This window comes from Flavobacterium ponti (assembly GCF_042652765.1).
Taxonomy (GTDB): Bacteria; Bacteroidota; Bacteroidia; order Flavobacteriales; family Flavobacteriaceae; genus Flavobacterium; species Flavobacterium ponti.
Window position 1 is genome coordinate 530,115 of sequence record NZ_JBHSGW010000001.1, and the last position, 23,541, is coordinate 553,655.

The 23,541-nt window shown below is 31.2% G+C and carries 20 protein-coding genes; 10 read left to right on the plus strand and 10 right to left on the minus strand.

Annotation, left to right across the window (positions count from 1 at the left end):
* Positions 1-21 precede the first annotated feature (21 nt).
* Positions 22-753: a TrmH family RNA methyltransferase gene (locus ACFO3U_RS02285; RefSeq protein ID WP_379738021.1), complete on the plus strand. Its 732-nt coding sequence runs from the start codon at positions 22-24 to the stop codon at positions 751-753.
* Here ACFO3U_RS02285 and porT read toward each other — a convergent pair.
* The 9 genes from porT to ACFO3U_RS02330 form a co-directional block, all read right to left on the minus strand.
* Complete coding sequence (gene porT / locus ACFO3U_RS02290) at positions 750-1,439, minus strand: type IX secretion/gliding motility protein PorT/SprT (protein WP_379738022.1); 690 nt, start codon at positions 1,437-1,439, stop codon at positions 750-752. The two genes, ACFO3U_RS02285 and porT, sit on opposite strands and share 4 nt — an antisense overlap.
* A 9-nt stretch (positions 1,440-1,448) precedes the next feature.
* The gene (ubiE, locus tag ACFO3U_RS02295; protein ID WP_379738023.1) at positions 1,449-2,180 is read right to left on the minus strand and encodes a bifunctional demethylmenaquinone methyltransferase/2-methoxy-6-polyprenyl-1,4-benzoquinol methylase UbiE; all 732 of its coding nucleotides are present in this window, start codon (positions 2,178-2,180) and stop codon (positions 1,449-1,451) included.
* A 53-nt stretch (positions 2,181-2,233) separates the two neighbouring features.
* The gene (locus ACFO3U_RS02300) at positions 2,234-2,719 is read right to left on the minus strand and encodes a dihydrofolate reductase (protein ID WP_379738024.1); all 486 of its coding nucleotides are present in this window, start codon (positions 2,717-2,719) and stop codon (positions 2,234-2,236) included.
* A gap of 1 nt (position 2,720) precedes the next feature.
* A complete protein-coding gene (locus ACFO3U_RS02305) occupies positions 2,721-3,512 on the minus strand; it encodes an energy transducer TonB (protein ID WP_379738026.1) in 792 nt (263 codons plus the stop codon).
* 9 nt (positions 3,513-3,521) lie between these two features.
* A complete protein-coding gene (locus tag ACFO3U_RS02310) occupies positions 3,522-4,346 on the minus strand; it encodes a thymidylate synthase (protein ID WP_379738028.1) in 825 nt (274 codons plus the stop codon).
* Between the two features lie 26 nt (positions 4,347-4,372).
* Entirely contained in the window at positions 4,373-6,031 is a 1,659-nt protein-coding gene (locus ACFO3U_RS02315) for a NupC/NupG family nucleoside CNT transporter (protein WP_379738030.1), read from the minus strand.
* A gap of 18 nt (positions 6,032-6,049) precedes the next feature.
* Positions 6,050-6,676 carry a bifunctional nuclease family protein gene (locus ACFO3U_RS02320; RefSeq protein WP_379738032.1) on the minus strand — a complete coding sequence of 209 codons (627 nt, stop codon included), beginning with the start codon at positions 6,674-6,676 and terminating at the stop codon, positions 6,050-6,052.
* A gap of 254 nt (positions 6,677-6,930) precedes the next feature.
* Positions 6,931-7,899: an electron transfer flavoprotein subunit alpha/FixB family protein gene (locus ACFO3U_RS02325; protein WP_379738034.1), complete on the minus strand. Its 969-nt coding sequence runs from the start codon at positions 7,897-7,899 to the stop codon at positions 6,931-6,933.
* 70 nt (positions 7,900-7,969) lie between these two features.
* Positions 7,970-8,716: an electron transfer flavoprotein subunit beta/FixA family protein gene (locus ACFO3U_RS02330; protein WP_379738036.1), complete on the minus strand. Its 747-nt coding sequence runs from the start codon at positions 8,714-8,716 to the stop codon at positions 7,970-7,972.
* Positions 8,717-8,917: 201 nt separating this feature from the next.
* Between ACFO3U_RS02330 and ACFO3U_RS02335 the strand changes: the two genes are divergently transcribed.
* From ACFO3U_RS02335 to ACFO3U_RS02375, 9 genes are all read left to right on the plus strand, one after another.
* The gene (locus ACFO3U_RS02335; RefSeq protein ID WP_379738038.1) at positions 8,918-9,895 is read left to right on the plus strand and encodes a pyruvate dehydrogenase complex E1 component subunit beta; all 978 of its coding nucleotides are present in this window, start codon (positions 8,918-8,920) and stop codon (positions 9,893-9,895) included.
* A gap of 72 nt (positions 9,896-9,967) precedes the next feature.
* Complete coding sequence (locus ACFO3U_RS02340; protein ID WP_379738040.1) at positions 9,968-12,445, plus strand: DUF5686 and carboxypeptidase-like regulatory domain-containing protein; 2,478 nt, start codon at positions 9,968-9,970, stop codon at positions 12,443-12,445.
* 152 nt (positions 12,446-12,597) lie between these two features.
* On the plus strand, positions 12,598-13,203 hold the full coding sequence (locus ACFO3U_RS02345) for a DNA-3-methyladenine glycosylase family protein (RefSeq protein ID WP_379738042.1): 606 nt from the start codon (positions 12,598-12,600) through the stop codon (positions 13,201-13,203).
* Between the two features lie 142 nt (positions 13,204-13,345).
* Positions 13,346-13,876 (plus strand): inorganic diphosphatase, encoded by a 531-nt coding sequence (locus tag ACFO3U_RS02350; RefSeq protein ID WP_379738044.1) that lies wholly within the window; start codon positions 13,346-13,348, stop codon positions 13,874-13,876.
* A gap of 110 nt (positions 13,877-13,986) precedes the next feature.
* Positions 13,987-16,467 carry a sodium-translocating pyrophosphatase gene (locus tag ACFO3U_RS02355; RefSeq protein WP_379738046.1) on the plus strand — a complete coding sequence of 827 codons (2,481 nt, stop codon included), beginning with the start codon at positions 13,987-13,989 and terminating at the stop codon, positions 16,465-16,467.
* Between the two features lie 79 nt (positions 16,468-16,546).
* Entirely contained in the window at positions 16,547-18,808 is a 2,262-nt protein-coding gene (locus ACFO3U_RS02360; protein WP_379738048.1) for a beta-N-acetylhexosaminidase, read from the plus strand.
* Between the two features lies 1 nt (position 18,809).
* Complete coding sequence (locus tag ACFO3U_RS02365) at positions 18,810-19,802, plus strand: isoaspartyl peptidase/L-asparaginase (protein ID WP_379738050.1); 993 nt, start codon at positions 18,810-18,812, stop codon at positions 19,800-19,802.
* Positions 19,802-20,473 carry a copper homeostasis protein CutC gene (locus tag ACFO3U_RS02370; RefSeq protein ID WP_379738052.1) on the plus strand — a complete coding sequence of 224 codons (672 nt, stop codon included), beginning with the start codon at positions 19,802-19,804 and terminating at the stop codon, positions 20,471-20,473. Before ACFO3U_RS02365 ends, ACFO3U_RS02370 begins: the two co-directional genes overlap by 1 nt.
* On the plus strand, positions 20,466-22,931 hold the full coding sequence (locus tag ACFO3U_RS02375; RefSeq protein ID WP_379738054.1) for a beta-mannosidase: 2,466 nt from the start codon (positions 20,466-20,468) through the stop codon (positions 22,929-22,931). The genes ACFO3U_RS02370 and ACFO3U_RS02375 overlap by 8 nt, the downstream gene beginning before the upstream one ends.
* On the opposite strand, the gene ACFO3U_RS02380 is transcribed toward ACFO3U_RS02375, so the two are convergent.
* Positions 22,928-23,518 carry a carboxymuconolactone decarboxylase family protein gene (locus tag ACFO3U_RS02380; protein WP_379738056.1) on the minus strand — a complete coding sequence of 197 codons (591 nt, stop codon included), beginning with the start codon at positions 23,516-23,518 and terminating at the stop codon, positions 22,928-22,930. The two genes, ACFO3U_RS02375 and ACFO3U_RS02380, sit on opposite strands and share 4 nt — an antisense overlap.
* Positions 23,519-23,541 lie beyond the last annotated feature (23 nt).

The window sequence follows — 23,541 nt, forward strand, 5'->3', positions numbered from 1 at the left end:
GGTTCAAAAATACTTCTTTTTATGATTAGTAAAAATCAAATTAAACTAATAAAAAGTCTTCAACAAAAAAAATACAGAAAACTGTATCAATTATTCATTGCTGAAGGTGTAAAAGTAATTCAAGAATTACTCAATTCCAATTATGAATTGGTTGAATTATTTACAACGCAAGAATTATTCCCAAATGTTGAAAAAAGTAAATTAAATTATATTTCGGAAGCCGAATTAAAAAGCATTAGTGCACTTGTAACTCCAAACGAATGTTTAGCTGTTTTTATTATTCCAGAAAAAGTTAAAATTGATTATTCAAATACATTACAAATTGCTTTAGATGATATTCGTGATCCAGGAAATATGGGTACGATTATACGATTGGCTGATTGGTTTGGTGTTCAAAATATACTTTGTAGTGAAGCAACAGTTGATGTTTATAATCCAAAAGTAATTCAGTCAACAATGGGTTCTATTGCTAGAGTAAATGTGATGTATTGCGATTTGAAAAAAGAATTACTTTCCGCAAAAGTTCCTGTTTATGGAACGCTTTTAGAAGGTGAGAATATTTACGCTGAAAAATTATTGCAACCAGCAATTATTGTTTTAGGAAATGAATCTAATGGAATTAGTCCAGAAATTCAACAATTAATTACTCATAAAATCACAATTCCACGTTTTGGAACTTTGCAACAAACAGAAAGTTTGAATGTAGCTACAGCCACAGCTATTGTTTTAAGTGAATTTTGTAGAAATAATTAGTGGAACGAAAAATTCAAGAAAACACCTCTTGTTCGCATTGCATCAATGTTTGAAGTCCATTGACTGTTTGGGTCTTTGTCTCTAACTAATTCATCATTCATGCTGAAAACACCTCTAATTGATGGTGAAAAGATAAAGTATTCCAAATATAAATCAACTCCAAAACCAATTTCGTAGTTATTGGTCCATTTAGTCATTCTAAAAACATCAGACTCATTATCGTCTGGAGAGTCTTCAAAACTGCTCAAGTTCAAACTTCTTGAAACTCCTCCAACTAAATAAGGTCTAACATTTCCAAAACGTTTTGATGAAAATTTTAATAAAAGAGGAAAATGAATGTATGTCGATTTTACTTCTCTAAATCGGTCAACTGGGTCAATAATATCAGGATAAATTAAATTTCGTTCCGTGTAATACAAACCTGGTTCAAAACGCAAGTCAATGTATTCATGAAGTCTTAAATTTCCGATTAGTCCAACATTAAAACCAGTAGTGTTTTGAACTTCTAAATCTTTAGTGATTGATTTGTAATCAAACTGAAAATCATAAAAATTAAAACCTAAATAAAAACCCCAATGTACTCTGCTTTTTTGAAAATTTTCTAAATTAATTATAGGATCTTTTCCAAACTGAGCTTGACTTGAAATTGTAAATAAGGCAAAACAAATTATAAAAAACTTCTTCATTTTTAGCAATTACTTCTTAGATGCATGATAAATTGTAGCAACTCCAAATGTTTGAGGAAGATGCTGTACATCTATAAACCCAATTTTTCGTAAAATATTGTTCAAAGCTTCTCCAAAAGGAAATTCATTGGCAGAATCTGACAAATAACTATAAGCTGCTTTGTCTTTTGAAAACAATTTTCCGACCAAAGGTAAAATAAATTTTGAATGAAATGCATAACCTTGTTTAAAAGGAAATTTTGTAGGAACAGAAGTTTCAAGAATTATTAATTGTCCTCCAGATTTTATTGTTCTTAAAATTTCAGACAATCCTTTTTCAAGATTTTCAAAATTACGAACACCATAAGCAACCGTAATAACATCAAAATAATTATCAGGATAAGGAATATTTTCACCATCACCTAAAACCATTTTTATTTTTGAATCTAAGTTTTTTTCTTGAATTTTTTTCTTTCCAATATCTAGCATACCTTGAGAAATATCTAAACCAATAATTTCTTTGGCAGATGTTGAGGCAAATAAAATAGCTAAATCACCTGTTCCAGTTGCAATATCTAAAATAGTAGAAGGTTGTTTAGAAGCAACCATTTTTAAGATTTTTTGTTTCCATTTTGCATCTGTTCCAAATGAAATCACTCGGTTTAAGCCATCATAATTACCCGAAATATTATCAAACATTTGGGCAACTTGCTCTTTTTTACTTAAATCAGAATCTTTGTATGGTTTTATATTTTTTGCCATTTTGTTTTTATTGGACTGCAAAAGTACGATTTATAATCATAATCAAATAATTATTACCTTTTAACAAACGTTAAATACGTAAAATCATATTTGTGTTTTTCGTCTTTTGGATGATATTCAGATTGAATGACTTCCCAAACATCTTCATCAATTTCTGGAAAAAAGGCATCAGCTTCAACAGTAGTATGAACTCTTGTTAATTCAATTTTATCAGCAATTTCGATAGATTGTTTGTAAATTTGGCCACCACCAATGATGAAAATCTCTTCATTTTCTGGACAAACTTCAATAGCTTTTTTTAGGCTATTTACCACAATACAACCTTCGGGAACATCATAATCTTTTTGTCTAGTTATGATTACGTGCGTTCTGTTAGGTAACGGTTTTGGAAAACTTTCAAATGTTTTTCTTCCCATTATAATAAAATGACCAGAAGTTAAGGCTTTAAAACGTTTAAAATCATCTGGTAAATGCCAAACTAAGTCGTTGTCTTTTCCAAGAGCATTATTTTCTGAAGCTGCTGCAATTAGTGTTAGCATTTTAATTCAATTTAAATTTTAAGGGCTGAGCATATGAAACCGCTACATTTTCATTATTATATTTTCCTGGAATAAATTTAGGAAGTAGCTTTAAAATTCTTAATGTTTCTTTTAATAATAAAATATCTGCATCATAAACAATGTAATTTGTAACAAATCCTTCTTTAGTAATTATAAAAGCACCAACAGTTCTTCCTGAAATATTTTTGTTTAATGCTTTTGTTGGATATCTAAAATTTTGAATAATATGATTGTTCATTTGTAGCATAAGGCATTTTTTACTATTCTCCTCGTCTTTAATAGATCTGCAACTTTCAAATCGTGGAGCTTCTAAAAGCGATAAATCTTTTTTACCTTCTGGTTCAATATATCTATCAAAATTAATTTTATATAACTGAAAATCAAGAATTGCTTCTAATTTTACTTTCTTTTGATTTTCATTTTCAAATACTTTTATTCTAGGTAATGATTCTACTAATTTGTTTAGCGATTTTTCGAAATCTTTAGATTTGGTAGACAATTTATTAATTATAAACTTTCCAGTAGTATCTATTTCAATTTCCATATAAATATCATCACCTATATTTTTAGATAATTTATTATTTAAGTTTATTTCTTCTGAAAATTTTTTCTGAACGATTAATTGAAATCTTTTGAGATAACAAAATTTTAAATTTTTAATGGAATCACAGTTTTGTTCAACAGTTTCAAAAACAGTTTTGTAGTTTTCTTCATCTTGAGCAAAAGAAATTAAACCAATAAATAAAAACGAAAGTAAAAATAGATTCTTCATAATCAAATTTTAAACAGCAACAGCTCCTTTAATATGTGGATGAGGATCATACCCTTCTAAAGTGAAATCGTCAAAAGTAAAATCAAAAATGTTTTTAACTTCAGAATTTAGAATCATTTTTGGAAGTGGCCTGCATTCTCTTGAAAGTTGTAATTCCAATTGTTCCAAGTGGTTATTGTAAATGTGAGCATCACCAAAAGTGTGCACAAAGTCACCTACTTGTAAATCACAAACCTGTGCAACCATCATGGTAAACAAAGCATAAGAAGCAATATTGAAAGGAACACCTAAAAAGATATCAGCACTTCTTTGATACAATTGACAACTCAATTTTCCATCAGCTACATAAAATTGAAAGAATGCATGACAAGGTGGTAAAGCAGCTTTATTGTTAGCCACATTTTCTGCAAAAGATTTTGAAGTATCTGGTAAAACACTTGGATTCCAAGCTGAAACTAACATTCTTCTGCTGTTTGGGTTGTTTTTTAAAGTTTCTATTAATTCTGTGATTTGGTCAATTTCTTCACCATTCCAATTTCTCCATTGATAGCCATAAACGGGACCTAGATCTCCATTTTCATCAGCCCAATCATCCCAAATTTTAACACCATTTTCTTTTAAATAGGCAATATTTGTATCACCTTTTAAAAACCAAAGCAATTCATATATAATAGACTTTAAATGCAGTTTTTTAGTAGTTACCATTGGAAAACCTTCACTCAAATCAAAACGCATTTGATAACCAAAAACGCTTTTTGTTCCTGTTCCTGTTCTATCTCCTTTTTGATTTCCGTGTTCTAAAACGTGTTTTACTAAGTCGTGATATTGTTTCATTTTATTTTAATTTAGAATTTAGAAATTTACCCAATAATCATTCCAGCTATTGTTGCTGATAATAAAGAAGCTAAACTTCCACCGATAACAGCTTTTAATCCAAATTCTGACAATGTTTTACGTTGGTTTGGTGCTAATGAACCGATTCCTCCGATTTGAATTCCAATAGAAGCAAAGTTGGCAAATCCACACAACATATACGTTGCCATAATCACCGATTTATCATAAGTAAAATGAATGTTGCTTGCCATATTTTTTAATTCAGCTAATTGGATATATCCTACAAATTCTGAAGCAGCTAACTTTACCCCTAAAAGTTGTCCCATTAACATCATGTCTTCAGAAGCAACTCCAATCAACCACATTAAAGGAGAAAATATAATTCCTAAAATAGTTTCCAATGAGAATGCTTTGTATGGAGTATTGTTTGCAATTACTTCGTTCAATCCAGTCCAACCACCAATCCAACCAAGTGTATAATTTATCATTGCGATAAATGCTATGAAAACTAATAACATGGCTGCTACATTTGCTGCTAATTTTAAACCTTCAGTAGTTCCAGTTGAAATAGCGTCTAATATGTTTGAACCAATTTTTTCTTTAGAAACTTCTACATTAGTATTAATTTCTTCTGTTTGCGGATATAGCATTTTTGAAATAACAATGGCTCCTGGTGCAGCCATAACTGATGCAGCCAATAAGTGTTTAGCAAATTCTAAACGTAACACAGGGTCATTTCCACCAAGGAAACCTATGTAAGCGGCTAAAACTCCACCAGCAACAGTTGCCATTCCACCAACCATAACTAATAAAATTTCAGACTTATTCATTTTTTCTAAATAAGCTTTAATCATAAGTGGTGCTTCAGTTTGTCCTAAAAATATATTTCCAGCTACTGATAAACTTTCTGCTCCAGAGATTGATAATAATTTTGTTAAAACTGTAGCTAAACCTTTAACTATGATTTGAATTACTCCTAAATAAAACAATAAAGAAGTTAAAGCTGAGAAAAAGATAATGGTTGGTAAAACTTGGAATAAAAATATAAATCCAAAACTTTCAATATTCATCATTCCTCCTAAAAGGAATTCACTTCCAGCTCTTGTGAAGTCAAGTACTAAAACGAATAAATTTCCAACAAATTCAAAGCCAGCTTTTACAAAAGGAACTTTTAAAACACCAATGGCTAAAATTAATTGGGCAGCAATTCCTAAACCAACTGTTTTCCAATTAATAGCTTTTTTATTAGCACTAAAAAGGTAAGCAATTCCTAAAAGAGATAACATTCCGAGAATTCCTCTCCAAATACTTGTAAAAGAAATTCCTTCACTTTTAATAAGTTGAGCTGTTGTTTCTGTTTTAACTTCTTTGTTTGATGCAAAAAAAGAATAGGCTTTTCCTCTGTTTTTGATTACTAAAGTGGAATCGGTTTTAGCTTCAATTACAAATCTTTTTGTAGGTGAATCAGAACCATTTTCAAATAAAAAGATGAAATTATCTTGAATTAAGTAATCTCCTTGTTGATTAATGCTATCGGTTGCAATTTGAAGTTTATAGGAGCCTTTAAGTAGTTCTAAATAATCATTTTGAGACGAAGTTAATTGCCATTTTCTCTCAATTTCTTGAGCATTTATGACACTGAAGCTGAAAAATACAGCCAACAAAAAAACTATTTTTTTAAACATTTTGTTTGGTTAGTTTTGTTAAGATTCTTTTTTTGATATTTCATCACGAATGCGAGCTGCTTTTTCATAATCTTCATTTTGAACAGCTTCTTCTAATTTGGTATATAATTCTTCCACAGAGTATTGACTAAAAGATTCTCCTTTTGGAGATTCATCTTCTAAGCCAAAAGTTTCTGGAGTTGATAAGACATCATCATTCTCTACGTTTTCAATGTCGTCTTCTATAGGATTTGTGTTTAGATAAATTCCGGCTTTATCTAAAATATTTTTATAGGTAAAAATGGGTGCTTGAAAACGCAAAGCAAGAGCAATTGCATCGGAAGTTCGAGCATCAATAATCTCTTCAATTTTGTCTCTTTCGCAAATGATACTGGAATAAAAAACACCATCAACCAATTTATGAATGATTACTTGTTTTACTACAATATCAAATCTATCTGCAAAACTTTTGAATAAATCGTGTGTTAAAGGTCTTGGAGGTTTTATTTCTTTTTCAAGAGCAATGGCAATGGATTGTGCTTCAAAAGCTCCAATGACAATTGGTAATTTGCGTTCACCATCAACTTCATTTAAAATAAGTGCATAAGCACCATTTTGAGTTTGACTGTAGGATATTCCTTTTATAGTTAATTTTACTAAACTCATTCTTTGTGTAAGTTAAGAGTTGATTTTTAAGTCAAGCCTTACATTAATAAATAATCAATACATTTCATCAATAGCCCTGATAGCAGTGAAAATACTTTAGTTTTGTTGATTAAACAAAACTAAAGATTGTAACGTATAGCAGGAAAAAGGTTGCAAAAATACAGACCAAGCCATTCGCTCCAAAAATAAAAAAAAGAGCTATCTAAACAAAGATAACTCTAATTTTAATATAATTTATTTTTGAACAAAGCTTTTTAAGCGTTTGCTGCTTTGAAAGCTTTTAATTTTTCGATTAATTTAGGAACTACTTCAAATGCATCTCCAACAACTCCATAATCAGCCACTTTGAAGAAAGGAGCTTCTGGATCAGTGTTGATTACCACTTTTACTTTTGATGAATTGATACCAGCAATGTGTTGAATTGCACCAGAAATTCCGACAGCAATATATAAGTTAGCTGCTACTGGTTTTCCTGTTTGACCAACGTGTTCGCTATGAGGTCTCCAACCAATATCTGAAACAGGTTTTGAACAAGCAGTTGCTGCTCCAAGAACAGAAGCTAATTCTTCAATCATTCCCCAGTTTTCAGGGCCTTTTAATCCACGACCAGCAGAAACAACGATTTCAGCATCCGCAATTGTAACTTTTCCGGTTACTTTTTCAACATTTTCAACTTTTACTGAAAAATCAGCATCGTTTAATGATGGGTTAAAATCTTCCTCGGAAAGAGAAGAGCTAGTTTCTACTAATCCAAATGAGTTTTTAGCTAAAGCTAATACTTTAACGTCAGTAGAGATTTCAGTGATATTAAATGCTTTGTTTGAAAAAGCAGTACGTTTTACTTGAAATGGACTTGTGCTTACTGGTAAAGCTACAACATTTGAAGCGTATCCAGCATTTAAGTGTGATGCAACTAATGGTGCTAAATATAAACTGTCTGTAGTTGAAGAAAGTACAATTACTTTGCTTCCTTCTTTTTCTGCAGCTTGTTTAACTACATCGGCATAAGCTTTTGCATTAAATTTTGATAAAGAATCGTTGTTTACTTTTAAAACTTTATCAACTCCATAATTGGCTAATTCAGCTGTTGAACCAGCATTGATTGTTACAGCAGTAACAGTTGTTCCTAATGAATCTGCAACTTTTTTAGCATAAGAAGCTAATTCAAAAGCAACTTTTTTAAATTTTCCTTCTGCAGATTCTGCATATATTAATAATGACATAATTTTTGTTTTAAAGATTGAAAAATTTAATAATTTAAAGATTTCGTAATTTGTAATTTATAATTCGTAACTAAATAACTTTTGCTTCGTTATGTAATAAGTTTACTAATTCGTCTAAGTTGTCTGCACTTACCAATTTAACAGCAGATTTTGGAGCAGGTTTTTCAAATTTCACTGCTTTTGTTGCTGTATCATTGTTTGTCGGTTCAACAACATTAATTGCTTTAGTACGAGCTTGCATAATTCCTCTCATATTTGGAATACGAAGGTCTTTTTCTTCAACTATTCCTTTTTGACCACCAACCACCAAAGGTAAAGTTGTAGAAAGGGTTTCTTTTCCACCATCAATTTCACGCATTGCTTTTGCATTTGTTCCATCAACAGTTAAATCGATACAAGAATTTATAAAATTATATCCTAATGAAGCTGATAACATTCCAGGAACCATTCCACCATTATAATCTAAAGATTCTTTTCCAGCGATAATTAAATCATAACCTCCTTGTTTAGCTACTTCTGCTAATTGTTTTGCAACAAATGTTCCGTCAGTTGGGTTTGCATTAATACGAATAGCATCATCTGCACCAATGGCTAATGCTTTTCTTAATGTAGCTTCAGAATCAGCTAATCCAACATTAACAACAGTCACAGTAGCACCTTGTTGCTCTTTCATTTGAACTGCTCTAGTTAAACCAAATTCGTCATTTGGGTTAATTACAAATTGAACTCCATTAGTGTCAAACTCAGTATCACCGTTTGTAAAATTAATTTTTGAAGTAGTATCAGGCACATTGCTGATGCAAACTAATATTTTCATCTTATTTAATTTGAATATTTATGGCACGAAATTACAAAAAAAATGTTTAAAAAATACTATGCATGCATAATAAATTTGTTAAAATTAAAATTTACGAAAAGGTTATAGTTGATAAATCAGTTTTTATTTAAAATAGAATTATATAAATGGAATTTTTTTTTACTATTTTTGCCTTTCAATATGATTATAAGAATTTAATATATGAGAACAATACAATTCAGAGAAGCTATTGCTGAAGCAATGAGTGAAGAAATGCGTAAAGACGAATCTGTTTATTTAATGGGTGAAGAGGTAGCTGAATATAACGGAGCATACAAAGCTTCAAAAGGTATGTTAGATGAATTTGGACCAAAACGTGTTATTGATACTCCAATTGCAGAGCTAGGTTTTGCTGGTATTGCTGTTGGATCTGCAATGAACGGTTGTCGTCCAATTGTTGAATATATGACATTTAACTTCTCGTTAGTTGGTATTGATCAAATTATTAACAATGCAGCAAAAATGCGTCAAATGTCAGCTGGACAGTTTCCAATGCCAATGGTATTTAGAGGGCCAACAGCTTCTGCAGGACAATTAGGAGCAACACACTCACAAGCTTTTGAAAACTGGTTTGCAAATACACCAGGTTTAAAAGTGGTAGTTCCTTCAAATGTTTATGATGCTAAAGGTTTATTAAAAGCAGCTATCCGTGATAATGACCCAGTAATTTTCATGGAGTCTGAGCAAATGTACGGAGACAAAGGTGAAGTTCCAGAAGGAGATTACACCATTCCATTAGGAGTTGCAGATGTTAAAAGAGAAGGTACAGATGTAACAATCGTATCTTTTGGTAAAATCATCAAAGAAGCTTTAACTGCGGCTGAAGACTTAGCTAAAGAAGGAATTTCTTGTGAAGTTATCGATTTAAGAACAGTCCGTCCAATGGATTACGATGCCATCATCAATTCAGTTAAAAAAACAAATAGATTAGTAGTTTTAGAAGAAGCTTGGCCTTTTGCAAGTGTTGCTTCAGAAATTACATATATGGTTCAAGAAAGAGCTTTTGATTATTTAGATGCTCCAATTCAAAGAATCACAACAGCAGATACTCCAGCACCGTATTCTCCAACCTTATTAAAAGAATGGTTGCCAAATGCAGAAGATGTAATTAAAGCTGTTAAGAAAGTTACTTATAAATAAAATAAACTTTATATATTTGAAACTTCATCGGTTCATGCTGATGAAGTTTTTTGTTTTAAATACATGCTCCAAATGAAATATAAAATAGTATTCCTATTGTTATTTATAACTTCGGCAATCTTTGCTCAAACTAAAGTTGGAGGAAAGGTGATTGATGAATTTAATCAACCAGTTGCATTTGCAAACGTAATTTTTAAAAATTCAAAAGAAGGAGTTATTACAGATGAAAATGGAAGTTTTTATTTCGAATCTAAAGAAAATTATTCTACTTTAATTATTTCTTTTATTGGTTATGAACCTGTTGAAGTTCCTTTAAAACCTGGGTTAAATAGTAATATAAAAGTTGTTTTAAGAGAAGGAGTTACCCTAAAAGATGTTGTAGTTTATTCAGGAAAAACGTCTAAAAAAAATAATCCAGCCATCGATATTCTGAGAAAAATTTGGGAACGTAGACGGAAAAACGGACTTCAAATGTTTGATCAATATCAATACGATAAATACGAAAAAGTTGAATTTGATATGAATTCAATTGACAGTGCTTTCATGGCAAATAAAGTATTTAAAGGTTTAGAATTTGTCTTTGAACAAATGGATACTTCAAGAATCACTGGAAAAGCCTTTTTACCTATATTTATCAACGAAGAACTAAGTGAAGTTTACGGAGACAATGTCAAAAATAAAAAGAAGGAGATTCTTAAAGCTAATAAAAATTCAGGTTTAGGAAATAGTAATGGTGTAAATGCTTTCATCAAAGATTTATATGCTGATTATGATATTTATAATAATTACTTAAAGTTCTTTGATAAAGATTTCGTTAGTCCACTTTCAAGAACTGGAATCAATGTTTATAACTATGTTTTAAGTGATAGTACTTTTATAGATAACAAATGGTGTTATAATATTGTGTATTATCCAAGAAGAAAAGGAGAGTTGACTTTTAAAGGAGATTTTTGGGTAAACGATACAACTTGGGCTATTAAAAAAATAAACCTTGAAGCCAATAAAAGTGCCAACATCAACTGGGTAAAAGAAATTTATATCGAACAAGAGTTTGATGTTTTGAATGATTCAGTTTTCTTGCTAAAAAGAGACCACATGATGTCTGATTTTAGTTTTTCTAAAAAAGAAGAGTCAAAAGGAGTGTATGGAAAAAGAACAACATTGTTCAAAAACCATAAGTTCAATATTCCAAAAGAAAATGATTTTTACAAAGAAGAAGTCAATTATTACGACAAAAAAGCATTCAATCAAACCGATGAATTTTGGGAAGAAAATAGATTTGAAAGCCTAAATGAAAATGAAGCCGGGATTTATAATTTGCTCGACACTTTAATGACTGTACCCAAGTTCAGAAGAGTTTACGATTTAGTAACTATTTTGGGAAGTGGTTATGTACAAGTTGGTAATATAGATATTGGTCCCATATTTTCAACCTTTGGATATAATGACGTAGAAGGTCAGCGTTTGCGTTTTGGAGGAAGAACTTATTTTGGCACAAATGATCCTTGGAGAATTCAAGCCTACACAGCTTATGGGTTTAAAGATGATAAATTTAAATATGGAATTTCAGGAAAATGGCTGGTAAATAAAAAAAATAGACTAATTCTTTCTGCAGGAAACAGAAGAGATGTGGAGCAAATCGGAGTTAGTTTAACAACTTCTAATGATGTTTTAGGTCGAAGTTTTGCTTCTTCTTCATTCTTTTCGAGTGGTACAAATAATAAATTGACAAACGTTAATTTAACCAATTTCGGAATTGCAATTGAACCAGTTAAAAACTTGGTTTTTCAAACTAATTTTTCATACAGAACATTAGAATCTGCCTCAAATGACTTTAGTTTAGATTATTTCACAGATAATACATTTACAACCACAGAATCAAGGGTTAAGCAATCAGAAATCAATTTAGTAGGTGAATATACTCCAAATAGAAAAACTATAGGTTATGGAGTTGAGCGTCAAGATGTAGATGACAATTATGCTCGATTATTCTTGAGTTACAGTCAAGGATTCAAAGGAGTTTTAAATAGCGATTTTGATTATCAAAAAGTACAATTATATTACAGACAACCCGTTTTAGTTGGAGGTTTTGGAAGATTATTCACAACTTTAGAAGTTGGAAAAACATTCGGTCAAGTTCCTTTAGGTTTAATGGGAGTTGTGCCAGGAAATCAATCTTATTTTGTGATTGATAACACCTATAACTTACTGAATTATTATGATTTTGTGGCTGATGAATATGCTTCACTTCATTTTGAGCACCATTTTAATGGAAGATTATTTTCTAGAATTGGATTGTTAAGAAAATTAAATTGGAGAGAAATCGTAGGTATAAAAACGGTTTATGGAACTGTGTCAGATGAAAACCGACAAATAAATGCATCAGGTTTAGTCTATCAAGCACCCGAAAAAGTTTATTGGGAATATCATGCTGGGATTGGAAATATTTTCAAAGTATTCCGTTTAGATTTCGCTTGGAGAGGAAATTATTTCGACCTTCCAGATGCAAAACGTTTTACAGTCAAAGGTTCATTCGGATTCTATTTCTAATTGATTTTTTTTTGGAATTTGGAATTTCAAATATTGGAATTTATTAAATTTGGGTGTTCCCTTTCAGGTCGCGTCTTCCACTATATCTTTTTTTGCTTTTAAACAAAACAAAAAAAGGATGCCGTTCCAACCGCTAACACAAAAAGTAAAAATTGAAAAAACACATTCCATATTTACTTCAACAAGACAAAGTTTTCCAACAAATCATCGATTTATATGGAGAACCACACATTTCAACAAGACCAGAAGGATTTGATTCATTATGTAAATTAATTATTGAACAACAAGTTTCTTTAGCATCAGCAAAAGCTTGTTATTTAAAAATGGAATCTTTTTTAGGAAAAGTGTCACCACAAAATATTTTAAATGCTTCAGATGAAGATTTAAGAAACAATGCAATTTCAAAACAAAAAGTAGTTTACCTCAAAGAACTCTCAAAAGCAATTTTGAACGGAGAATTACAATTAGAAACACTTTCGGATAAATCAGAAGAGCAAATCAAAGAGGAACTAACATCAATCAAAGGAATTGGACATTGGACCGCTGAGGTTTACATTATATTTTGTCTTCAAAAAGAAGATGTTTTTCCTATTGGAGATATAGCTCTTCAAAATACACTTAAAGAATTGTTTTCAGTCACCACAAAAGAAGAAATGATATTTCTTTCCCAAAAATGGAAGCCAAATCGTTCTTTAGCAACCTATTTCTTTTGGCATTATTATCTAAAGAAAAGAAACAGAGAACCTTTGATTTATTAGAATTAGAATTAAAATATTAAAGTGTAATGTTACTAAAATCTTAAATCTCTATCATTTTTAATTTTCAGGTAAAAATAAACCTAATTTTCTTCTTTGAAAAAAGTTAGAATTTGTACTTTTGCACTCGAAAAAATAAAATAAAATGACAGCAGATAAAGTTACTACATTTGATGTATTGATAGAAATCCCAAGAGGAAGTAGAAATAAATACGAATACGATTTTGATTTAAAGAGAATGCGTTTTGATAGAATGTTATTTTCTTCAATGATGTATCCTGCAGATTACGGATTCATTCCAGAAACGTTAGCATTAGATGGTGATCCATTAGATGTTTTAGTTTTAGTAACAGAACCAACTTTTCCTGGTTGTGTAATGGAAGTTAAGCCAATAGGAGTTTTTCACATGGCAGATGAAAAAGGACCAGATGAAAAAGTAATTTGTGTACCAGTTTCAGATCCAATTTGGAACCAATTAAATGATTTGAGCGATGTGAACCCTCACTTAATCAAAGAAATTGAGCATTTTTTCCAAGTATACAAAGATTTAGAGAATAAAGTTGTTGATGTTGAAGGATGGGGAAATGTTCACGAAGCAAAAGAAATTTTCGTTAAATGTAAAGAAAGATTTAATGCACTAGAAAATAAACCTGAGGGATTATTTAGTATAGGTTAATTTTTAACATATTTTTATAAAAAAGGCAATATTAGTAGTAATATTGCCTTTTTTGTTTATTTTTGTTTGACTTTTAAAATAATAATGTTTAAAAAATTAACTAAAATTTTATGGATTCAATAATGATTTATGTGCCGATACTTATGGCTATTATTGGCTTGCTCTTTATGATGTACAAAAGAGCTTGGGTTTTAAAACAAGATGCTGGTGATGGTAAAATGAAAGAAATTTCAGATTACATATATGAAGGAGCATTAGCTTTTTTAAAAGCAGAGTATAAACTATTAACCTTTTTTGTTATTGGAGCAAGTATTGTTTTAGCCGGAATTACATTTATTCCTGGAGTCAAAACACATTTATTAATAGTTGTTGCTTTCATTTTTGGAGCTATATTTTCAGCTTGGGCAGGAAATATGGGAATGAAAATAGCAACAAAAACAAACGTTCGTACAACACAAGCTGCTCGCACAAGTTTGCCACAAGCATTGAAAGTTTCTTTTGGTGGTGGAACAGTTATGGGATTAGGAGTTGCAGGTTTAGCAGTTCTTGGTCTAACAGCTTTTTTTATTGTTTTCTTTCATTTATTGTCTGGTGGATCCTGGCAAGATACTGAAGCCATGACTGTTGTTTTAGAAACTTTAGCTGGTTTTTCTCTTGGTGCAGAATCAATTGCATTATTTGCTCGTGTTGGAGGTGGAATTTATACAAAAGCGGCTGATGTTGGAGCCGATTTAGTGGGTAAAGTTGAAGCTGGAATTCCAGAAGATGATCCAAGAAATCCTGCAACAATTGCAGACAATGTTGGTGACAATGTTGGTGATGTTGCTGGAATGGGTGCAGATTTATTCGGCTCATATGTGGCAACAGTTTTGGCAGCAATGGTTTTAGGAAATTATGTCATTAAAGATATGGGTGGAAACATAGTTAATGAAGGTTTTGGTGGAATTGGACCTATTTTATTACCAATGGCAATTGCAGGTTTTGGAATTTTATTTTCTATAATTGGAACAATGTTGGTAAAAATCACTTCTGATGATGCTAAAGAAAAACAAGTTCAAGGAGCATTAAATGTTGGAAATTGGGTTTCAATCGGATTAACATTAGTTTCGTGTTATTTTCTAGTAAAATATATGTTGCCTGAAACAATGAAAATGGAGTTCTTTGGAGAAGGATTACAAGATATTTCTTCAATGCGAGTATTTTATGCAACAATCGTTGGATTAGCTGTTGGAGGAATTATTTCTTCTGTAACAGAATATTACACAGGTTTAGGTACAAAACCAGTTTTGGCAATTGTACAAAAATCATCAACTGGGGCAGGAACAAACGTAATTGCAGGTTTAGCAACAGGAATGATTTCAACATTCCCTACAGTATTATTATTTGCAGGTGCAATTTGGGCTTCTTACGCTTTAGCAGGATTTTATGGAGTGGCTTTGGCAGCTTCAGCAATGATGGCAACAACAGCTATGCAATTAGCAATTGATGCGTTCGGACCAATTTCTGACAATGCTGGTGGAATCGCTGAAATGAGTGAATTACCAAAAGAAGTAAGAACAAGAACAGATATTTTAGATTCAGTAGGAAATACAACAGCAGCAACAGGTAAAGGTTTTGCAATTGCTTCGGCAGCTTTAACATCTTTAGCTTTATTTGCAGCCTATGTTACCTTTACAGGAATTGACGGAATTAATATTTTCAAAGCTCCTGTTTTAGCTATGTTATTTGTAGGTGGAATGATACCTGTAGTTTTCTCAGCATTAGCTATGAATTCTGTAGGAAAAGCAGCTATGGATATGGTGTATGAAGTTCGTCGTCAATTCAAAGAAATTCCAGGAATTATGGAAGGAACTGGTAAACCTGAATACGGAAAATGTGTTGAAATTTCTACAAAAGCAGCTTTACGCGAAATGATGTTGCCAGGAATTTTAACAATTGGTTTCCCTATTGCAATTGTATTGTTAGGCAAACTAGTTTATGCTGAAAACAATCAATTAGTAGCAGAAATGTTAGGAGGTTATATGGCTGGAGTTACCGTTTCTGGTGTACTTTGGGCTGTGTTCCAAAACAATGCTGGTGGTGCTTGGGACAATGCTAAAAAATCTTTTGAAGCTGGTGTTGAAATCAACGGAGAAATGACATACAAAGGTTCTGATGCTCATAAAGCAGCTGTAACTGGAGATACTGTTGGTGATCCATTCAAAGATACTTCTGGCCCATCAATGAACATTTTAATTAAATTAACATGTTTAATTGGTCTTGTAATTGCTCCAATTTTAGGAGGTGATGTTCATACTGTAAAAGATGGAGTTGCAATGACATGCTGCTCTGCTATGGGTGAATGCACTTCAATGTCTAAAGAAGAATGTATAGAAAAAGGTTGCACAAGCAAAACTTGCAAATTCATGAACCAAGAAGTTACAGAAGAGGTTTCTAAAAAAGTGATGGTTGAAAAAACCAAAACGGATGACGAAAATGTAAAAGCTACTGTAAAAGTAGTGTCAACTGTAAATGGAAAAGAGTCAGTAGAAGAATTTACTTTTGAAGGTAATGAAGCTGAAGTTGATAAAGAAATCAACGCTATTAAATAAAGAATAGAAGAACTATTATAAAATTGCCTTACGAAAGTGAGGCATTTTTTTTATACATTTATATTCCAAAATTTAACCCATGCGATTTTATATTTTATTAATCTTTCTATTTGTTTTTCATTTAAGCAATGCTCAAAACCAATATAATTTAATTCCAAAACCAGTTGAACTAAAATATCAAGATGGATTTTTTAAATTAAACAGTAAAACCAATATTCAAGCTGATGAAAACTCTTTTGAAGCAAAATATCTAAAAGAACAAATTAAAATTCAAACAGGATTAGATTTAAAAATTTCTTCAAAATATACTGATAAGAATACCGTTCAACTAATTGTAAATGTTCCTGATACCATAAATTTCGACAATGAACAATACAATTTAGATATTTCAAAAAATAAAATTCACATTTCAGCATTTTCAAATCAAGGTGTTTTTTACGGAATTCAGTCTTTGTTGCAAATGATTCCTTTTGAAAAATCAAGTGAGATTAAATTAAATGAAGTTTCAATTTCTGATAAACCTAAATTTAAATGGAGAGGCATGCATCTTGATTGTGCTCGTCATTTTTTCTCAGTTGAATTTGTAAAAAAGTATATCGATTATTTAGCCACTTATAAACTAAACACGTTTCATTGGCATTTAACTGATGATCAAGGTTGGAGAATTGAAATCAAAAAATATCCAAAACTCACAGAAGTGGGTGCGTGGAGAAATGGCTCAATGGTCGGACATTACAGAGATCAAAAATTCGATACTATAAAATATGGTGGATTTTACACACAAGAACAAATTAAAGAAGTTGTCGCTTATGCAAAATATCGACACATAAATATAGTTCCAGAAATCGAAATGCCCGGACATGCAGTTGCCGCTTTAGCAGCTTATCCGAAATATGCTTGTAATGATGGATCTTTTGAAGTTGGAAAAATTTGGGGTGTTTTAGACGATGTATTCTGTCCAAAAGAAGAAACATTTGCTTTTTTAGAAGATGTTTTGACAGAAGTTATGGATTTATTTCCATCCGAATATATTCATATTGGTGGTGATGAATGTCCTAAAACACGATGGAAATCTTGTGAACATTGTCAGAATTTAATCCAAGAAAAAGGATTAAAAGACGAACACGAATTGCAAAGTTATTTCATCCAAAGAATTGAAAAATTTGTCAACTCAAAAGGAAGAAAAATTATAGGTTGGGATGAAATTTTGGAAGGTGGATTAGCTCCAAATGCAGCGGTAATGAGTTGGAGAGGAATCGAAGGAGGCATTGAAGCAGCAAAACAAAAACATTTTGTAGTAATGTCACCAACATCTCATTGTTATTTTGATTTTTATCAAGCGGATCCAAAAAACGAACCCGTAGCAATTGGTGGTTATACAACGGTTGAAAAAGTATATTCTTATAATCCAATTCCAGCTGAATTAACAGTAGAAGAAGCAAAATATATTTTAGGAGGTCAAGCCAATCTTTGGACAGAATATATCACAACTCCTGAGCATGCTGAATATATGATGATGACCAGAATGACAGCTTTGTCAGAAGTGCTTTGGGGTACTTCAAACCCTGAAAATTATAAAGATTTTGAAAACCGATTAATTCATCATCTTTCTATTTTTGATAAAAAAGGAATAAATTATAGTGAAGCCATTTACGATATTAAAGCAACTATTGAACAAAAAAATGATGGTATTCAATATACTTTAAATGCCAGAAATAACAATAACATTCGATATACTATTGATGGTTCTGAACCTAATTTAAATTCAAAAAAATATTCAGAATCGATTTCAATCACCAAAAATCAGAAAATAAAAGCATTTTATTTCGAAAATGGAACAAAAAAAGGAAATGGAGCTGAACAAGAATTTTTCATTTCAAAATCTACAGCTAAGGATATTAGTTTAGAATTTCAACCCAGTAAAAATTTCTCAAATGGTGATATCTTTACTTTAGTGAATGGAGTTTTTGGAGATACAGACAAATTCGGAAAGGATTGGTTAGGTTTTAGCGGAAAAGATGTCGTGGCAACTATAGATTTTAATAGAACTGAAACTATCTCAAAGGTTAAATTTCATGTTTTTGATGGACAAACCAGTTGGATTTATTTACCTTCAGAAATTATAATAGAAACGTCTTTGGATGGAAGTAATTTCGAAATTCAAGAAAGACTTTCAGAACAAGAAATTGTTTTTTTTAAAGGAAATATAAACATTCATTTCAATGAAGTTCAAGCAAAATATATAAAAGTAACCGTCAAAAACTTCGGAATTATTCCAGAAGGGAAACCTGGTGAAGGAAACGGAGCTTGGCTTTTTATAGATGAAATAAACGTAAACTAATATGAGTAATAGAAGAAATTTTCTGAAAACAACCGCTGTTGCTTCTGTCGCATTAGCCTTAAATTCGTTCAAAACAAAAGATGAAGAAATTCCAGTTGAAAATAAGAAAACCAACAAACCTATAGTCATTTCCACATGGAATTTTGGAGTGCAAGCCAATGGTGCAGCTTGGGAAATCCTTAAAAATAACGGTAGAGCTTTAGATGCAGTAGAAGCTGGTGTGAAAATTCCAGAAGGTGATGCTAACGAAAGAAGTGTAGGTTATGGTGGAAGACCAGACCGAGATGGAAAAGTAACGCTTGATTCTTGCATTATGGATGAGTTTTCCAATATTGGTTCGGTAGCATCTTTGGAACATATTAAGCATCCAGTTTCTGTGGCAAGAGCTGTCATGGAAAAAACACCACATGTTATGTTAGTGGGAGATGGTGCTTTGCAATTTGCCTTATCGGAAGGATTTAAAAAAGAAAATTTATTGGTTGAAGCTTCTGAAAAAGAATGGAAAGAATGGTTGAAAACGAGTGAATATTTACCAAAAGCCAACATAGAAAATCACGACACCATTGGAATGATAGCCTTAGATGCTCATGGAAATCTTTCGGGTGCTTGTACGACTAGTGGAATGGCTTTTAAAATGCACGGTAGAGTAGGAGATTCACCCATAATTGGTGCTGGTTTGTACGTAGATAACGAAATTGGAGCAGCAACAGCAACAGGTCATGGTGAAGAAGTGATTCGAATTGTAGGATGTCATTTGGTAGTGGAATTGATGCGACAAGGGAAATCACCACAAAAAGCCTGTGAAGAAGCTGTGGCTCGTATTGTAAAGTTGACCAAAAACAGAAACAAAAATTTAAAAGACATTCAAGTGGGTTTCATTGCTTTGAATAAAAAAGGAGAATATGGTGCTTATTGCATTCAAAGTGGATTTAATTATGCAGTCAACGATACTTCAGGAAATAAGTTAGTGGATGCAGATTACTTTTTAAAATAATGAATAAATTAGAAATCGCTTGTTTTAATTTAGAATCAGCTTTAATTGCTCAAGAAAATGGTGCAGATAGAGTAGAACTTTGTGTTGAAATGAATTTAGGAGGAATTACTCCTTCATTCGAATTAATCAAAGAAGCTAGAAAACAAATAAGTATTGATTTATTTGTCATGATTCGACCAAGAGGTGGAAATTTTGTCTATTCTGAGGAAGAATTTGAATTAATGAAAAATCAAATTTCTGAAATTAAAAAACTAAATGTAAACGGATTTGTTTTCGGAATTTTAAATAGTGATAATACAGTTAATAAAATTCAAAATAAAGAATTGGTGGGATTAGCCAAACCTTTTCCATGTACTTTTCATAGAGCTTTTGATGAGGTTGTAAACCCTTTGGGAACTTTAGAAGAACTAATTGAATGTCGATTTCAAACCATTTTAACTTCAGGAAATGCTCCAAATGTGAATGAAGGAATTAATCAATTAGAAAGGTTAGTTCAAAAATCAAATAACAGAATAAATATTATGCCTGGTGGAAGTTTGCGTTCTTCAAATCTTCAAGAAATCAAGAATAAAACCAAAGCTAATTTCTTTCATTCATCTGCAATTACGGATGCAACTGAAATCGCAAACCCTATAGAAATCCAAAAATTAAAAGCAATTCTTAATGCATAAATTTCTTTTCATACTCTTGTTTCCAATGATTCTTTTGAGTCAGAATTTTGAACGCAGTTTAAATCAAGAAAACTGGAAATTTAAACAAGAAAACAAAGAAAATTGGCTACCAGCAACCGTTCCAGGAACAATTCACACTGATTTATTAGCAAATCATATAATCGAAAATCCATTCTACGGAACGAATGAAAAAGACTTACAATGGATTGAAAACGAAAACTGGAATTACAAAACGTCATTTGTCATTTCAAAATCAGAATTAAAGAACAAAAATATCGATTTACAATTTGAAGGTTTAGATACTTATGCAACAGTATTTTTAAACGGAAAACCAGTTTTAGAAGCCAACAACATGTTTCGAACTTGGAAAATTCCCGTAAAAAACTATTTAGTTGCAGGAGAAAATCATTTAGAAATCAAATTTAAGTCAGCCGTTCAAGAAGGAAAAAATCAAGCTAAAAAATTAAATTATACTTTACCTGGAGACGAAAAAGTATTTACCAGAAAAGCACAATATCAATACGGTTGGGATTGGGGTCCAAGATTCGTAACAGCAGGAATTTGGAAAAATGTCAAGCTTCATTTTTGGAATGATGCTAAAATAGAAAATGTAAAATTTGATCAAAAAGAACTGAACAACGAAGTAGCTAACATTGACTTTACATTTACTCTAAATGTCCAAGAAAAAGGGAAATATCAAATTTATTTAGGAGCTAAACCTTTTGAATTTCAATTGAAAAAAGGAACAAATACCGTTAAAATTCCATTAGAAATTAAGAATCCAATTTTATGGTGGTGCAATGGTTTAGGTGTTCCTCATCAATATATTTTTCAATTTGTGTTAAAGTCCAATAATAAAGTTTTAGATAATAAAACCCTTAAAATTGGACTAAGAACTATTGAATTAATTCAAGAGAAAGATAAAGTTGGAACGAGTTTTTATTTCAAATTAAATGGAATTCCAGTTTTCATGAAAGGAGCCAATTACATTCCTGATGACAGTTTTATGCCAAGAGTTTCAGATTCTATTTATAAAGCAAGAATAAAAGATGCTGTGGATGCTAACATGAATATGTTTCGTGTTTGGGGTGGAGGAATTTATCTTGATGATGTTTTTTATGACGAATGTGATAAAAACGGCATTTTAGTTTGGCAAGATTTTATGTTTGCTTGTGCGATGTATCCTGGTGATAAAGCATTTTTAGATAATGTAAAACAAGAAGTGATTGATAATGTAAATCGTTTGCAAAATCATCCATCATTAGCTATTTGGTGTGGCAATAATGAAAATGATGAAGGTTGGCACAATTGGGGTTGGCAGAAACAATACAATTATTCAAAAGCAGATTCCACAAAAATTTGGAATGATTACGAAAAAGTATTTCATCAGTTAATTCCAAAAACATTAGATAGTTTGTTGCCTAAAAACAAGAATATTTATTGGCCATCATCTCCTTCAATTGGTTGGGGAAGAAAGGAAAGTTTGACACAAGGTGATTCTCATTATTGGGGAGTTTGGTGGGGAAAAGAGCCTTTTGAAATTTATGAAAAGAAAGTAGGAAGATTCATGAGTGAATATGGTTTTCAAGGGATGCCTAATTTAGAAACATTTAAAAATTTTGCAAAAAAAGAAGATTTAAGTCTAAATTCTGAAACTGTAAGAAGTCATCAAAAACACCCAACGGGTTATGAAACTATTGATGAATACATGAAACGTGATTTTATAATTCCAAAGGATTTTGAGGATTATATTTACGTTTCTCAATTGTTGCAAGCTGATGGAATGAAAACAGCTATTGAAGCTCACAGAAGAGCCAAGCCTTATTGTATGGGGACTTTGTATTGGCAATTCAACGATTGTTGGCCAGTCACTTCATGGAGTTCTGTAGATTATTTTGGCAATTGGAAAGCGTTTCATTATCAAGTCAAAAGAAGTTATGAAAATGTATTAATTTCAGTTCAAGAAGAAAAAGATTTTTATAAAATATTTATTGTAAATGATGATTTGAAAGTTATTTCAGGGAATTTAAAAATTCAAAATATTGATTTTAAAGGGAAATTGCTTTTGGAAAAAACATTGAAAATTGAAGTAGAATCAAATAGTAGCAAATCTTATTTTACATTACCAAAAAACGACATTTCTCAAGCGGATTTAAAAAATTCCTTATTGAATATTGAATTCAATTCAGATGAAAAATCAACTTCAACTTCGTTTTATTTTGCTAAACCAAAGGATTTAGCATTAGAAAAACCAACTATTACAATTAAAAAATTAGATGATTTAACTATAGAAATCACTTCAGATAAATTAGCAAAAAACGTGTATTTGTCAACAGTTGAAAATGCTCATTTTAGTGATAATTATTTTGACGTTTTACCAAATCAAGTTTATAGAATTACTTTATCAAAACCTTCGGAAAATATTAAAGTCAAAACTTTATTTGATACTTTAAATTAAACATGCTTGCCTTTTTCCCAACCTGTTTTTCCTAAATAGTGTTCAGCACTTTCAACAGCACCATCTTCAATAGTTGTTCCCATGGAATCATTCCAACGGTTTAAATAACCAAATAGAGAAATAACTCCAAGCATCTCAACGATTTCTCCTTCGTTCCAATGTTTGTATAAATCTGTTTTGATAGTTTCATCAACTGCATTTGGAATTACAGAAGAGGCTAAAGCAAAATTTAAAGCAGCACGTTCAGCTTCAGAAAAAGCAGAATGTGTTTTGTATTCCCAAATGTTATCCAATTGTTCTTTGTTTGCATCATAACGTTCTGCAGCTCTAATAGTGTGTGCTTGACAATATCTACAACCAGCAGCATTGCTCGTAACCCAGCCAATCATTCGTTTTAAAGCAGAAGTTACGCGACCTTGATTTTCCATTACAGCTTTATTCAAATTAATGAATGCTTTTGAAATAGCTGGTCGATGTTGCATGGTTAAAACCGAATTGGGACAAAACCCTAAAGTTTCATTAAAAAATTCAGCTAATTCTTGAGTTTCTTTATCGTGATCTGGTGAAAGTGGTGTTACTAATGGCATATTTATAAAATTTATGAATAAAA